The organism is Mesorhizobium sp. L103C105A0 (assembly GCF_000502215.1).
Taxonomy (GTDB): Bacteria; Pseudomonadota; Alphaproteobacteria; order Rhizobiales; family Rhizobiaceae; genus Mesorhizobium.
On sequence record NZ_AYXF01000011.1, the window covers coordinates 141,989 to 155,902 of the forward strand.

General features: G+C 63.0%; 12 protein-coding genes and 1 pseudogene. 11 read left to right on the forward strand and 2 right to left on the reverse strand.

Annotated elements, in window-relative coordinates; all coding sequences use genetic code 11:
• The first annotated feature begins 20 nt into the window (after positions 1-20).
• On the forward strand, positions 21-482 hold the full coding sequence (locus X727_RS140245; RefSeq protein ID WP_023683946.1) for a L,D-transpeptidase: 462 nt from the start codon (positions 21-23) through the stop codon (positions 480-482).
• Between the two features lie 164 nt (positions 483-646).
• Here the strand turns inward: X727_RS140245 and X727_RS140240 are convergent, their stop codons facing one another.
• Complete coding sequence (locus X727_RS140240; RefSeq protein WP_023696405.1) at positions 647-3,730, reverse strand: efflux RND transporter permease subunit; 3,084 nt, start codon at positions 3,728-3,730, stop codon at positions 647-649.
• Positions 3,727-5,031 carry an efflux RND transporter periplasmic adaptor subunit gene (locus tag X727_RS140235; RefSeq protein ID WP_023670058.1) on the reverse strand — a complete coding sequence of 435 codons (1,305 nt, stop codon included), beginning with the start codon at positions 5,029-5,031 and terminating at the stop codon, positions 3,727-3,729. Before X727_RS140235 ends, X727_RS140240 begins: the two co-directional genes overlap by 4 nt.
• A gap of 149 nt (positions 5,032-5,180) precedes the next feature.
• Here X727_RS140235 and X727_RS140230 point away from each other — a divergent pair, with 149 nt between their 5' ends.
• The 10 genes and pseudogenes from X727_RS140230 to X727_RS140195 all read left to right on the forward strand — a co-directional run bounded on the left by X727_RS140230 (position 5,181) and on the right by X727_RS140195 (position 13,400).
• Entirely contained in the window at positions 5,181-5,717 is a 537-nt protein-coding gene (locus X727_RS140230) for a TetR/AcrR family transcriptional regulator (protein WP_023670057.1), read from the forward strand.
• 346 nt (positions 5,718-6,063) lie between these two features.
• Complete coding sequence (locus tag X727_RS140225) at positions 6,064-6,852, forward strand: 3-hydroxybutyrate dehydrogenase (protein WP_023683942.1); 789 nt, start codon at positions 6,064-6,066, stop codon at positions 6,850-6,852.
• 140 nt (positions 6,853-6,992) lie between these two features.
• Positions 6,993-7,811: a sulfurtransferase/chromate resistance protein gene (locus X727_RS140220; protein ID WP_023670055.1), complete on the forward strand. Its 819-nt coding sequence runs from the start codon at positions 6,993-6,995 to the stop codon at positions 7,809-7,811.
• Complete coding sequence (gene chrA / locus X727_RS140215) at positions 7,808-9,199, forward strand: chromate efflux transporter (protein WP_023835008.1); 1,392 nt, start codon at positions 7,808-7,810, stop codon at positions 9,197-9,199. The genes X727_RS140220 and chrA overlap by 4 nt, the downstream gene beginning before the upstream one ends.
• A gap of 237 nt (positions 9,200-9,436) precedes the next feature.
• Positions 9,437-10,423, forward strand: coding sequence for a methyltransferase (locus X727_RS140210; RefSeq protein WP_023835009.1), 987 nt, complete (start codon positions 9,437-9,439; stop codon positions 10,421-10,423).
• A 343-nt stretch (positions 10,424-10,766) separates the two neighbouring features.
• Positions 10,767-10,907 (forward strand): annotated as a pseudogene (locus X727_RS1000000169165) (hypothetical protein); the annotation flags it as partial.
• Between the two features lie 160 nt (positions 10,908-11,067).
• Complete coding sequence (locus X727_RS01000000165015) at positions 11,068-11,721, forward strand: hypothetical protein (RefSeq protein ID WP_245260891.1); 654 nt, start codon at positions 11,068-11,070, stop codon at positions 11,719-11,721.
• Positions 11,722-11,740: 19 nt separating this feature from the next.
• Positions 11,741-12,166, forward strand: a complete 426-nt coding sequence (locus tag X727_RS140205) for a TadE/TadG family type IV pilus assembly protein (protein WP_245260130.1) — start codon at positions 11,741-11,743, stop codon at positions 12,164-12,166.
• Positions 12,156-12,566 carry a TadE/TadG family type IV pilus assembly protein gene (locus X727_RS140200; protein WP_023708223.1) on the forward strand — a complete coding sequence of 137 codons (411 nt, stop codon included), beginning with the start codon at positions 12,156-12,158 and terminating at the stop codon, positions 12,564-12,566. Before X727_RS140205 ends, X727_RS140200 begins: the two co-directional genes overlap by 11 nt.
• Positions 12,567-13,019: 453 nt before the next feature.
• Positions 13,020-13,400, forward strand: a complete 381-nt coding sequence (locus tag X727_RS140195; protein WP_023835010.1) for a hypothetical protein — start codon at positions 13,020-13,022, stop codon at positions 13,398-13,400.
• The last annotated feature ends 514 nt before the right edge of the window (positions 13,401-13,914 follow it).

A 13,914-nucleotide genomic window follows, 5' to 3' on the forward strand; every position in this document is an offset into this window, starting at 1 on the left:
ACCGGCAAAGAGGAGCCATCATGTACAAAGCCATTTCCGCCAAACTCATCAACGTCACCGCCGCAGCCGGCGGCGCCGCGCTTCTGCTTGGCACCGCCAACAGCACCGCCCATGCCGCGGCAAACCAGATCGTGGCGCGTGTTTCGCTGTCGCAGCAGACCATGGAAGTGCTGGTCGATGGCCGGCCGACTTTCGCCTGGAAGGTCTCGACCGGCGACAGTGCGCATGTCACGCCGACCGGCTCGTTCAAGCCGACCCGCATGCACGAGATGTGGCATTCGAAGAAATACGACAACGCGCCGATGCCGCATTCGGTCTTCTTCAGCGGCGGCTACGCCGTGCATGCGACCAACGCCATCAAGCGGCTGGGACGGCCGGCGTCGCATGGCTGCGTGCGGCTGCATCCCGACAATGCCGCCGACTTCTACCAGTTGGTCGAAACCTTCGGCCCGACCAACACCAGCATCGTCATCGTCAAGTAGCAGACTGCGTTTGGAGCGATGGTGCAGCGCAGCCGGCCAGGTCATGCCGCACCGCAAGTTCCCGCCTGAAGCTCCATCAGAGCTTCGCGGTAAATCAATCCAGTCAAAAAAGAGGCCGGAAATTTCCGGCCTCTTTTCGTTTGTTCGCTAACGCCGTTCGCAGCTCAGTCCGCGTGCACCGGCATCAGCTTCGGGTCTGGCTTTTCGGCGTGGTGCGGCAGGTCCTTGCTGGCGATGAAGGTGTAGAACATCGGCACCACGAACAGGGTGAACATGGTTCCGACCAGGATGCCGGTGAAGATCACGAGGCCCATCGAATAGCGCGCCGCCGCACCAGCACCACTGGACACGATCAGCGGCACGACGCCGAGCGCCATCGCCGCTGTCGTCATCAGGATCGGCCGCAAGCGCACCTTGGCCGAGGCGACGATCGCATCGCGCCGCCTCATGCCATGCAACTCGCGCTGCTGGTTGGCGAACTCGACCAGAAGAATGCCGTGCTTGGTGATCAGACCTATCAGTGTGATCAGGCCGACCTGCGTGTAGATATTGAGCGTTCCAAGCCCCAGATTGAGCGGCACGATGGCGCCAAAGATCGACAGTGGCACCGCCATCATGATGATCAGCGGGTCGCGGAAGCTTTCGAACTGCGCCGCCAGCACCAGATAGATGACGATTACGGCGGCTGCGAACGCGATAAGGATCGTGTTGCCCTGCTCCTTCTCCTGCCGGGACTGGCCGGAATAATCGATGAAGAAGGTATCGGGCAGGCTCTCCTTGGCAAGGTTCTCCAGGGTCTGCAGCCCGTCGCCCGTGGTGACGCCGGGAAGCGGCAGCGCTGATATCGTCGCCGAGTTCAGCTGGTTGAACTGCTCGATCGCGGCCGGCGCGGCGTTGGTCGAAATCTTCACTACCGCTGAAAGCGGCACCATTTCGCCGGTCACGCTACGCACGAAATATTCGCCGAGCTTCTCGGGATTGTCGCGGAATTCCTTCGGCACCTGCGGGATGATGTCGTAGCTGTTGGAATCGCGGTCGAACTGAGCCACTTCGGCGCCGCCGACCAGCAGCGTCAGCGTCTGGCCGATGTCGGCGATCGGCAGGTTGAGAGCCGCCGCGCGGTCGCGGTCGATGGTCACCGTCACCTGCGGAGCGTCAAAGGACATCGAGTTTTGCACGACGATGAAGCGGCCGGAGGCCTGCGCCTTGTTCTTAATCTGCTCGGCCGCCTCGTAGACCTCGGCGGAACCACCGGTCGAGCGCACCACCATGGAGATCGGCAGGCCGCCGCCGGAGCCCGGCAGCGTCGGCGGCGCGAAGACGAAGGCCTCGACGCCGGCCACCTTGCCGAGGCGTCCCTGGATATCGGCTTGAAGCTCCTTTGAGTTGCGCTGGCGCTCGGCCCAATCCTTGAAGGCGAAGCCGACAAAGGCGCCGTTGGTGGCGCCGCCAAAGGCAACGGCGGAGAATTGCGCCCTGGTTTCGGGAATGTCCTTCACCAGGCCGAGGATCTGGTTGACGTAGGTCTCGGTGTAGTCCGAGGTCGCGTAGCGCGGTGCCGTCACGATCGACAACAGGAAGCCCTGGTCCTCTTCCGGCGCCAGTTCGCTCGAGGTCTTGGTGAACATGAAGCCGGTGAGCGCAACCAGCGCCACGACCATCAGCAGCGTCACCGGTCGATTTCTCAAGGAGGCGGTTACCGCCCGCTCATAGACATGCTCGACACGGCTGAAGGTTCCGTCGACGACGCGCTGGAAGCGACTGTGCGATCCCGCCTTGAGCAGACGCGCCGCCATCATCGGCGTGATGGTGACGGCTATGAGGCCGGACAGCACCACCGAACCGGCGAGCGTCACCGCGAACTCGCGGAACAGCGCACCGGTCAGGCCGCCGGTGAAGGCCAGCGGCGCGAACACGGCGGCGAGCGTGATGGTCATGGCCACGATGGCGGAGAAAATCTCGCGCATGCCGTTGAAGGCCGCCTGCATCGGCGACATGTGGTCCTCCTCCATGTGGCGATGGATGTTCTCCACCACCACGATAGCGTCGTCGACGACAAGGCCGATGGCCAGCACCATGGCCAGCAGCGACAGAAGGTTGATCGAATAGCCGACCGCAAACAAAAGGAAGCAGACGCCAACCAGCGACAGCGGGATGGTCACGATCGGCATCATCACCGAGCGGAATGAGCCGAGGAACAACAGGATGACCACGACGACGATGGCGACGGCTTCGGCGATGGTCTTGAACACTTCATCGATCGAGGCGCTGATCTGTTCGGTGGAATCGTAGACGATTTCGATGGTCATGCCTTTCGGCAGCGTCTCTTGAATCAAAGGCACGATCTTGTGGATCGCCTCCGCCGTTGTCAGCGGGTTGGCGGCCGGCGTCGGGAAGATGGCGAGGAAGGTGCCGGGCTTGCCATTGAAGCTCACCCTCGTGTCGGTGCTCTCGGCGGCAAGCTCGACTCGCGCCACGTCGCGCAAGCGCACCACCTGGCCGTCCGTCGAGCGCAGCGGAAGCTCGGCAAAGGCCTCAGGCGTCTGCAGCGTCGAGCGAACCGTGATCGAGGAGACGACATATTCGTTCTCGGTGTTGCCGGGCGCCGACAGGAAGTTGGAGTTGTTGATCGCCGCCAGCACTTCGGCGGCGGTGACGCCACGCGCAGCAAGCTTGACCGGGTCGATCCAGACCCGCATCGAATATTCCTCGGCGCCGAAGATCTGCACGTCGGCGACACCTTCGACCGTCGACATGCGCGGCCGCACCACCCGCTCGATATATTCGGTGAGCTGCTCCTTGCTCATGTTCGGATTCTGCATCGAGATGTACATCATCGCGAACTCTTGGCCGGTACCCTTGACGATGACCGGGTCCTTGGATGCATCCGGCAAGGTGCCGCGTACGCCCTGCACCTTCGACAGGACCTCGGTCAGCGCGACATCCGGATTGGAGCCGAGCTTCATCTGGACGACCACGGTGCTCGAAGACGGCCGGCTGGACGAGGTGACGTAGTCGATGTTCTCGGTCGAGGCGACGGCCCGCGCGATCGGGGCGGAGATGAAGCCCTGGATCAGGTCGGCGCTGGCGCCGGGATAGGCGGTGGTGATGGTGATCGCCGTCTCGTCAACCTTGGGATACTGCCGGATCGACAGGTTGAAGATGCCCTGGAAACCCAGGAGCAGGATCATGCAGGCGAGGACGGTGGAGAGGACCGGCCGGCGAATGAAGATGTCGGAAAAGTTCATTGCTGAGCCTGCTGGTTAGCCGACTTGCTGGGGTCAATGGTGTTGTCGACAGCGACGGACATGCCGTTGAAGAGACGGTTCTGACCGGCGGTGACGACCTCGTCACCGGCCTTGATGCCCTCGATGATCTCGACCATGCCGTCGTTGCGGCGGCCGGGCTTCACGAACACCTGCGACAGCACGAGCGCCGGCTTTTCCGGTTCTGCCGCGGGCTTCGCGGGGTCGACAGCCGGCTTGTCCGCGGGCTTCGCCGCGGCGTCTTCGGCAGCCGGTTTCGCGTCTGCCGGCTTTGCATCTGCCGCCGGCTTTGCTGCGTCGGCCCCCGCGGCAGGCTTTTCCTCGGGTTTCGCGGCTGGGGCGCCTTCCGCCGGCTTCGCCGGAACGACGACGAAGACGAAGTCGCCATAGAGGCTCGACGTCAATGCCGTCTGCGGCAAGGACAGAATGTTTTTCTCCTGCGGCAGCTCGACGCGAACCTGGACGAACTGGCCGGGCGTCAGCTTGCCGTCAGGGTTGGCGACCTCGCCGCGGACGGACACCAGGCGGCTTGAAGCGTCGATCTTGGGATCGATGCCGCGAATGGAGCCGGCAAACGGCATGTCGGCGCCGCCGCCGGTGCCGCCGAGGCCGAGCCGCACCGCCTGGCCTATCTTGAGCAGCGGCAGCTGCTGTTCGGGTACCGAGAAATCGACCCGCATGGTGTCCAGATCCTGCAAGGTCACCACTGCGTTGCCGGGCGAGAGATATTGGCCGAGGTCGATCTTGGGGATGCCCACGGTGCCGGCGAACGGCGCCGTCAGCTGCTTCTGATCGAGCACGGCCTGCAGCTTGTTGACCTGCGCGGCGGAGGCCGATGCAGCGGCTTGAGCGGTGTCGAGCGTGGCATCCGTTCCGACGCCGCGCCGCTGCAGCTCCAGCGCGCGTTCGAGCGCCGTCTTGTCGGACACGGACTGCGCCTTGGCCGCGACCAGATCCGCGCGTTCGACGGCATCGTCGAGCTGCAGCAGGACCGAATCGACCGGCACCTTCTGGTTGGCATGGAAAAGGATGTCCTTGACGATGCCGCTGGTCTCGACGGTAAGGTCGACACCGCGCACGGCGCGTACCGTGCCGATCGCCTCGACCCCCGGCGTCCAGTCGGAAGGCTTGACGACAACCGTCGATACGGTCGTCGCCGGCGGCTTCATGGTGGCGAAATACTGTTTGATAGCGTTGTCGCGGAACAGGTTGAAGCCGACAACGCCGACGCACACCAGAGCGAGCAGAAGCAGAATTGCGGTGATAGAGATGAAGCGCTTCACGAACTGTCCCCTCGGCCGGTGTCCGGCAAAATAGCCGAATAGCGGGACACTTATCGACGCCAGGTCCCGATTACAAATGACGGCGAACTTACTGTACCGTCTGGACGGTCTTGTCAATTCCGCCTAGGCTGGTGCGGGGGAAGGGATCGATGAAGACCCAAAGGGCAAATTCGCGCGACAAGATACTCGCCGCCGCCGCCGATGTCGCACGCGAGACCGGTCCCGGCAGCCTGTCGCTTGACGCCGTCGCCAGCCGCGCCGGCGTGTCGAAAGGCGGCCTGTTATATAACTTTCCGACCAAGGCCAAACTGATGCAGGGCCTGGTGGAGAATTACCTGCGCGCGTTCGAGCTGGCGCTGGAATCGGGCCGTGTCGCCGGCGCCAGCGGCGAGAGCCTGCTCGCCACCTATATCCGGCTCTCGGCGGATGATTGCGAGGAGCCGAAGCCGACGGCTTCGTGGATATTCTCGGCGATCGCCGAGGATCCGGATTTCCTGACGCCGATAAAAGCCTTCAAGTCGCAGCTGCTGCAGCGGCTGAAGAGCGAGACGCCGGACCTCAAGACGCTGCTGGTCTGCTTTCTGGCCATCGAAGGGCTGCGCAGCATGAACCTCTTCGATTCCGACGTGCTGTCCGCCGACGAACGCCACTTGCTGGTATCGGCCCTGCTGGAGATTGCAGGATAGCTCAGGGCGTCGGATCGAAGAAGCGATACGGGCCGGGCGGAAAGGACGGTTGGTGAGCGGCATGGCATAGGCACGCATCACGACATCGGCGATTTCAAGCTACAGCCCCCTGATTCGTTGGATCGATGGTTCAGGAATGACTGCGCGAATGCGCGGCCGACTATGTTGCGCCGCACCATAACACTGCCGTGCCAGCCTTGACGTGTCAGCCTTGAGACGGCGCTCGGCGAGGCCGGCAAAGCGCGTTTTAGGGCTGTGATGGCGCCGACATATGGTTATGGCATTGTCATGTTGCGGCGCACAAACTATGTGCCTTTGTAGTCCTCCTAACAGTCGCGAGATCTCCATGGGTTCCCTTTCTTCGAAGAATGCGCTCGTCACCGGATCGACCAGCGGCATTGGCCTGGCCATTGCCCGCGCCCTTGCCGCCGAGGGCGCCAACGTCACGATCAACGGCCTTGGCGAAGCCGCGGCGATCGAACAGGAGCGCGCCGGCATCGAGAAGGATTTTGGCGTCCAGTGCCGCTACTCCGGCGCCAACATGATGGACGGCGCAGCGGTGACCGCCATGGTGCGCGAAGCCGAGCAGGCCTTGGGCAGCCTCGACATTCTGGTCAACAATGCCGGGATACAGCATGTCGCGCCAATCGAGGAGTTTCCCGACGACAAGTGGGAAGCCATCATCCGCATCAATCTGCTTGCCGCCTTTTACGCGATCAAGGCCGTGGTGCCCGGCATGAAGGCGCGCAAATGGGGCCGCATCATCAACACCGCGTCGGCGCATGCACTGGTCGCCTCGCCGTTCAAGTCGGCTTACGTCTCGGCCAAGCACGGCATAGCGGGTCTGACCAAGACGGTAGCGCTGGAAGTCGCGCAGGACGGCATCACCGTAAACGCCATCGCGCCCGGCTATGTCTGGACGTCACTGGTCGAAAAGCAGATCCCCGACACGATGAAGGCGCGCGGCATGACCGAGGAACAGGTCAAGCGCGACGTGCTCCTGGCGGCACAGCCGACGAAGCAATTCGTCACCGTCGAGGAGCTCGCCGCGCTGACGCTGTTTCTGTGCTCGGACTCGGCCAGGCAGATTACCGGCACGACTTTGCCGATGGATGGCGGCTGGACGGCGCAGTAGGCGCGGTCCCCCGGCGCCGCTCTTTCCTTGACAAAGACGAAGGATCAATCCAGCATTGTGGCAAGGGGTTCCTTCGCGACGACCCCGTGAGGCGTCAGCCCAATGATCGCGTCCAAACTCTCACTCTGGAGGTGGACGCCATGCCGTCAACAACCGCAATCACCGTAGCGCAGCTTTCCCGCCTTGTCGGTCTGTCCGACGCGCCTGTTCTTGTCGATGTCCGCATCGACGAAGACTACGACGCCGATCCGCGGCTGCTTCCGGCCTCGTGCCGGCGCGACTTCAAGTCTGTTTCGAGCTGGGCGGCCGAGTTCACGGGGGCTCATGCTGTCGTCATCTGCCAGAAGGGGCTGAAGCTCTCGCAAGGCGTTGCCGCATGGCTGCGCCATGAGGGCATTGCTGCCGAATCCCTTGAAGGCGGCTTCGAGGCGTGGCAGGCGGCCAAGGGACTTCTGGTCAAGGCCGACAAGATACCGCCCCGCGACGACAAGGGCCGCACGGTCTGGGTGACGCGTGCCCGCCCCAAGGTCGACCGCATCGCCTGTCCCTGGCTGATCCGCCGCTTCGTCGATCCCTCGGCGGTGTTCCTGTTTGTCGAGCCGTCTGAAGTGCTGGCGGCCGCCGATCGGTTTGGGGCGGTTGCCTTCGACATCGACGACGTGTTCTGGAGCCATCGCGGCGAGCGCTGCACCTTCGACACGATGATCGAAGAGTTCGGGTTGCGGTCCGAAGCGCTCGATCGCCTTGCGCTGATCGTGCGTGCAGCCGATACGGCGCGCCTCGATCTCGTACCGCAGGCGGCCGGGTTCCTCGCTGCATCGCTCGGGCTGTCGCGCATGTTCCGCGACGATCTCGAACAGCTTGATGCCGGCATGCTGCTCTACGATGCGTTCTTCAGATGGTGCCGCGATGCCACTGACGAAACCCACAATTGGCCCAGCGCGGGCAAAGCGCCATGAGCGCCCTCGCCGCGGACGACGATGCACAGGCTACCGAGGCTCCGGTCGTCCCGACCTTCCGCCAAGCCGCGAAACTGTGGGCAAGGATCGGCCTGCTCTCCTTCGGCGGGCCGGCCGGACAGATCGCGCTGATGCACAAGGAATTGGTCGAGGATCGCCGCTGGATCGGCGAGCAGCGGTTCCTGCATGCGCTCAACTACTGCATGCTTCTGCCAGGCCCCGAGGCACAGCAGCTCGCCATCTATATCGGCTGGCTGCTGCACCGGACCGCCGGCGGCCTCGTCGCCGGCATCCTGTTCGTGCTGCCCGGTGCGTTTGTCATGCTGGGCCTCAGCATCTTCTACGTGCTTTACAATGATGCGCCTGTCATCGAGGCGCTGTTTTTCGGCATCAAGGCGGCGGTGCTGGCCGTCGTCGTCGAGGCGGTCCTCCGCATCGGCAAACGGGCGCTCAAGAACCGGGTGATGGTGGCGATCGCGGTGGCCGCGTTCCTTGCCATTTATGTCATCAGGCTGCCGTTTCCGCTGATCATCCTGGTTGCAGGGCTGACCGGCTGGATCGGCAACCGCTTGGCACCGGCGCGTTTTTCCGGAGCCGCACGCGGCAAGGACAATTTGCCCGATGTCAGGGGCGCCGTCGACGTCATGTTCGAACGCGGCGACCTCGCTCACACCAAGCCGACGAAATGGCACGCGCCGCGCACCATCGCGATCTGGCTGCCGATCTGGCTCGGGCCGGTCGTACTGATCCTGGCGCTGACCGGCCCTGCCAGTGTTTGGGCACAGCTTGGCGGCTTCTTCAGCCTGATGGCGGTGGTCACATTCGGCGGCGCCTACGCTGCGCTCTCCTATGTCGCGCAGGCAGCGGTGACCTCGTTCGGCTGGCTGGCGCCGGGTGAAATGGTCGATGGGCTTGGTCTGGCCGAGACGACGCCGGGACCATTGATCCTGGTGCTGCAGTTCGTCGGCTTCGTCGCCGCCTATCGTCACGCCGGTGCGATGGGACCGCTTGTGGCCGGATCGCTCGGCGCATTGCTGACGCTCTGGGTGACGTTCGTGCCGTGCTTCTTCTGGATCTTTCTGGGTGCCCCCTACATCGAGGCGCTGCGCGGCAACAAGGCGCTGTCGGCGGCGCTGAGTGCGATCACGGCGGCTGTGGTCGGCGTGGTGATGAACCTTGCGCTGTGGTTCGCACTGCATGTCGTCTTCGGCGCGGTGCACCGTTTTGGTCTTGGGATGGAGCTACCGGTGCTGTCGTCGCTGGATTGGCGCGCCGCGCTGCTGGCGGCGGCCGCCATGGTCGCCATGCTGAAACTGAGGATCGGCATGCTGCCGACATTGGCCGGCTCGGCGCTGGCCGGACTGGCGCTGCTGGCCTTACCTGCGTAGCGTCCGAAGGCGCGACCAGCCATTATCACAGCCGGATTTTTGAGGTATGCCGGGCCGGCGCACAACGGTCGCGGGCGCTGGTAGGATCAGCGCTGGCCCCGGAGATACGCTTTACGTCGAACCCGATACCGCCAAGCTGAACCTGCTCGACGCGGAGAGCGGCGCGCTGGCGAACTGATTTGACGAGGTTGGCCGAGCTGTTCAAAGTCGATCCTGGATCGCACAACGGGATATGACATGGTGGATTCCGATCGGATCGACAAGCTGATCGCAGGGGTGCCCCCTGCCTTGGCGCTTCGTGCCGGGCTGGACCTTGGCATCTTCACCCGGCTCGGCGGCGATGCTGCGACTGCCGACAGCCTTGGGGCAGCGCTCAAAGTCGAGCCCGCTCGTCTGTCGCGGCTCCTCTACGCGCTCGCCAGCATCGGTCTCCTCGAGGTCGAGGATGGTCAGTTTCGCAACGGAGCCGAATCGTCGGAGTTTCTCGACACGTCCAAGCCGACCTATCGCGGCGGCGATCATGTGCTGCTGCGCGAACTCTGGGGAGCCGACCTTTTGACCGCAGAGTCGCTGCGGCAGAACCGGCCGGCCGCGCTGCATGACTTTTCTGAAGCGGGGCCAGAATCCGCAGCGGCCTTCAGCCGCATGCTCGCACCGGGAGGGGTGATTTTCGGCCGGAATCTGGCCCGTGAGCTGGACCTCTCGGCGGTCCGTTCGGTGATCGACATCGGCGGCGGCGCCGGGACCATTCTGGTCGGACTTCGCGAGCGATGGCCGCATATTGCGGCGACTTTGATGGAACTCCCGACGGTCGCAGCGGTCGCACCAGCGATCCTGTCGGAATACGGTGCCGGCGATGTGGTTGTCGAAGAAGGCGACATAACGGTCGCGCCATCGACCGGCCGGCATGACTTGGCAATCCTGAAGGCCGTCGTCCAGGTCCTGCCGCCGGACCAGGCGCGCAGTTCGATCCTGAACGCGGCGCGTTGCCTCACCCAAGGAGGCGAGATCGCAATTGCGGGGTGGGGTGTCGTCGATGACGACCGTCTCGGCCCGCCTGAGGGTGTCTTTCTCAATCTCACCTTCCTGAACCTTTACCGCGCGGGCGAATCGTACACGGAAGGTCAGTATCGCGGGTGGATGGCCGGGGCTGGGTTCCGGGATATCTCCAGGTCGCAGCTGACCGACGGCACCACGTTGTTTCGTGGGCGCCTCACGGACTGATCGTGGCTGGAGTGGTTGGTTTCGGGCGTGTGTGGCCCTCAGAGCCAGCCCCGGACGGATTGCACAAAGTTCCTGAGGCGGCGTGAGCCGATCTTTCCCCTTACCGGCAGCGCGGTGTCCCCTGTCTTCTCGATAGCTTCTTCGCAGAGGGGGCATTTAAATGTCACTTGGTCGACAACAAAGTTCGGGATAGCGGCATATTTCGCATTCGTCGATTGGGGCGGAACCTCCGACAGGATGTTGCGCGGTCGCTGCAACTTGCGCCTAGCTAGCCCGTTCGACTACGTCGAATCGGAATGGAGTTTTTAGACATTCGTTTATCTATTCGTGGTTTCTAATACATATGGCATCCAACGCGTTCACCCGGATTTGGTTTGCTTTGAGCCGCCTAAGGCGCGCCACGAACGGTAACGTTGCCGTCATCGTTGCCTTCACCTTGCCGGTCGTGGTTGGCGGCGCCGGCCTCGGTGTGGAGACATCCTTTTGGTATTACAGCAGCCTTAAGCTGCAGGCCGTTGCCGATGCCGCGGCCTATGCCGGCGCGCTCGAGAAAGTCGCGGGTTCCGATAACCCGACCATCATCGCCGCCGCCACGCAGTCCGCGACCTCGAACAATNGACGCCATAAAGACGCAGGGCTCGGCGGTGCTCAAGGCCGACTGCCTGATCACGGTCGGCGGCATGGTGCTGAACAATCCGGCGACCACGGTCTGCAAGTCCAACATCACCCAAGCCTTGCCGGCAGCCGATCCTTTCTCCAGCTTGGCGGCGCCGACGGCCGGGAACCCGTGCAAGTCTGTCAACGGCAACAAGACGTCGCAAACACTCCAGCCTGGCACCTACTGTAGCGGCATGAGCCTCAGCGGCAACGTCACCCTGCAGCCCGGCGTCTACGTCGTGCAGGGCGGTATGAAGGTCAACGCCAACGCGGTCGTCGCGGGCAGCGGGGTAACCATCTTCATGGCAGGCAGCAACACTGTCAGCATGAACGGCAACGCCAAGGTGACGCTGAGCGCGCCTACCTCCGGAGCCTATTCCGGCGTGCTGTTCTATGGCGACAGGACCGGGACTGCGGCGCAGAGCACCTTCAATGGCACAGCGGACTCGCTTTTGACCGGCGCCATCTATTTTCCCAGGCAGCAGGTCAACTACCTTGGCAACTTCTCGGGGAACGGTGGCTGCACTCAGGTCGTCGCCGACACCATCCAGTGGTCCGGCAGTACGACCATCAAGCAGGACTGCACCAGCCTCGGGATGAAGAACATTCCGGCGACGCAATCCGTTCAGCTCGTCGAGTAGCGGGATGGGTGGGCGGACCTTGCGCATTGTCCTGGACAAATCCGGGATAGCTGCCGTCGAGTTTTCCATGTTGCTGCCCATCCTGTGCCTCGTCTGCCTCGGCATCGCCGACGGCTGGTCCTACGTAACGAGTTACCTGCAGATGCGCGCGGGCGTTAAAACCGCGGCCAATCTCGTAATGGCCGGCGCGTCCAATGACACCGGAACGCAGGCGGTCGCGCTTTCGAGCTGGAACGACAAGCCCGAGGACGCCGCGGTCGTACTGGTCCGCTCCTATTTGTGCGGCGCCACGGTCGTGGATGCGACCACCATTTGCGGCGGAACGAAGCTGCCGACCGTCTTCGTCCAGATAACGGCGACGGGCACCTGGGTGCCCCCGTTTAACTTCGGTGTCTTCCCGGACCCGCGCGCGATCAGTCATCAGCAGGTGATCCGTGTCCGCTGAAAGGATCGGATCCAGGTGGCGCCGTGACTGCTCCGGCGCAGCCGGGCTGGAATTCGCCTTGATCGCGCCTTTCCTGGTGATGCTTTTGTTCGGAATCTTCGCCTTCGGCTGGGCCATGAATGCCGTGTCGACCGTCCGCTATACACTGGAAACCTCTTCTCGGGCGCTGCAGCTGAACAACACGCTTTCGCAGAGCGACATCCAGGCCATCGCCACGCAGAAATTGGTGAACCTGGGTCTGAAGAACGTCATTGTGACGATCGCGACCGACCCTGCCAGCGGCGGGTTCAAGATGGCGCATCTGACCGCGAGCTATGCCTTCGTCATCGCTTTCCCGTATTTCGACCAGTATCCGATAAATTACGCCACGACCGTCACGGTGCCCCTGGTTGCCAGCTAGGATACGGCCGGCTTGNCGACCAGTATCCGATAAATTACGCCACGACCGTCACGGTGCCCCTGGTTGCCAGCTAGGATACGGCCGGCTTGGTTGAGTTGGCGGCCCTGTATTCAGCTTCCCAAGGCAATGCGTCGAAGTCGGGCTTTTGCCCCGCTTCACGGTAGGCGGCCTGAGTGAGGAAGCCTGCTTTGTCCCGCTCCACAACGCAAACAAATGGCGGAGTGCCCGGGCACCTATAAACGCCTACAGCTTTTTCCATGCAACAGGTGTGCTACGGGTGCTCGGAGATGTCGTCCTTCATTACGATGACAGAACAAGAGCGAGGACAGCAGCGGCCCGGCATCACTGAAAGGGTGCGGGTTGGTAAAATTCGTACAACTCTTTTCATTGCGGAGAGAGTTTCGGCGAGCTTATTAATGTGTCGTTTGCCATTGCCTTTTCTGGGAGGCTGCGATGGTTGCAACGTCCATAGATATCGCTCGAGCGGCCACTACGGCCACCTTGCTGATGCGCCAGAAGTCCATGGCGGAACCCGCCACATTTCGCCGGGACATGGATCAATCGCGCAGGGCCATCCGAGCCTCACGCGAGCTTCTGAAGCGCCTTGGTCAACGTCGTCACGACGTGGCGCTAGGCTGGGAAGATGGCGACCCGTCTACTGTTGCCGTCTCCGCATTTCAAGCCGACGTTCTCCGCTCTGCATTCCGAGCCCTAGTAGGGGAAACGGGTACGCCTGAGTGTCAATGGCGCGATTTAGCCAAGGCCCTGGTGCGCGATTTCACTGGGTGCGAGCTGATCGAAACTGGCTTGGTGGATTGGATCGTCAGCAAGTAGCCGCTGCCCGCCAGCGGCCCAGCAGCGGTCTGCGGGGACTTTGCAGCGGACGCGCTGGGCCTGACCGGTGGGGCGGTGTGGTATCCGCCGGCTGGCGAACATATGCGCCNGGCCCAGCAGCCGTCTGCGGGACTTTGCAGCGGACGCGCTGGGCCTGACCGGTGGGGCGGTGTGGTATCCGCCGGCTGGCGAACATATGCGCCTCCTGCCAACGCCAGCGAAACATCCAAACGAACGAGGCGATCTAACCGCGATCTCGCCATCCAAGGCCAACACATAGGCCGATAGCAAAGGCCTATAATCGCTGAGAGAACGAAAATGGCCGACGCCATGGTTGGGGAACCCGGGTGGGTAGGCGCCGGCCACAAGCGGAACAAGCCCGCCGCACCACACACATGGCTGATTTGTCATCACATGGTTATGGTGTGATCGCGCAGGGCTGCACCAGCGGAACTTAGTAAACGCCGCTTGGTAAGCGATCCTCGACGCGATCGTTCATCGCCACGACGACTTG

Coding starts and splice junctions, on each gene's coding strand:
- X727_RS140245 (WP_023683946.1), top strand. CDS start 21: ATGTACAAAGCCATTTCCGCCAAACTCATCAACGTCACCGCCGCAGCC.
- X727_RS140240 (WP_023696405.1), bottom strand. CDS start 3,730: ATGAACTTTTCCGACATCTTCATTCGCCGGCCGGTCCTCTCCACCGTC.
- X727_RS140230 (WP_023670057.1), top strand. CDS start 5,181: ATGAAGACCCAAAGGGCAAATTCGCGCGACAAGATACTCGCCGCCGCC.
- X727_RS140225 (WP_023683942.1), top strand. CDS start 6,064: ATGGGTTCCCTTTCTTCGAAGAATGCGCTCGTCACCGGATCGACCAGC.
- X727_RS140220 (WP_023670055.1), top strand. CDS start 6,993: ATGCCGTCAACAACCGCAATCACCGTAGCGCAGCTTTCCCGCCTTGTC.
- chrA (WP_023835008.1), top strand. CDS start 7,808: ATGAGCGCCCTCGCCGCGGACGACGATGCACAGGCTACCGAGGCTCCG.
- X727_RS140210 (WP_023835009.1), top strand. CDS start 9,437: ATGGTGGATTCCGATCGGATCGACAAGCTGATCGCAGGGGTGCCCCCT.
- X727_RS140195 (WP_023835010.1), top strand. CDS start 13,020: ATGGTTGCAACGTCCATAGATATCGCTCGAGCGGCCACTACGGCCACC.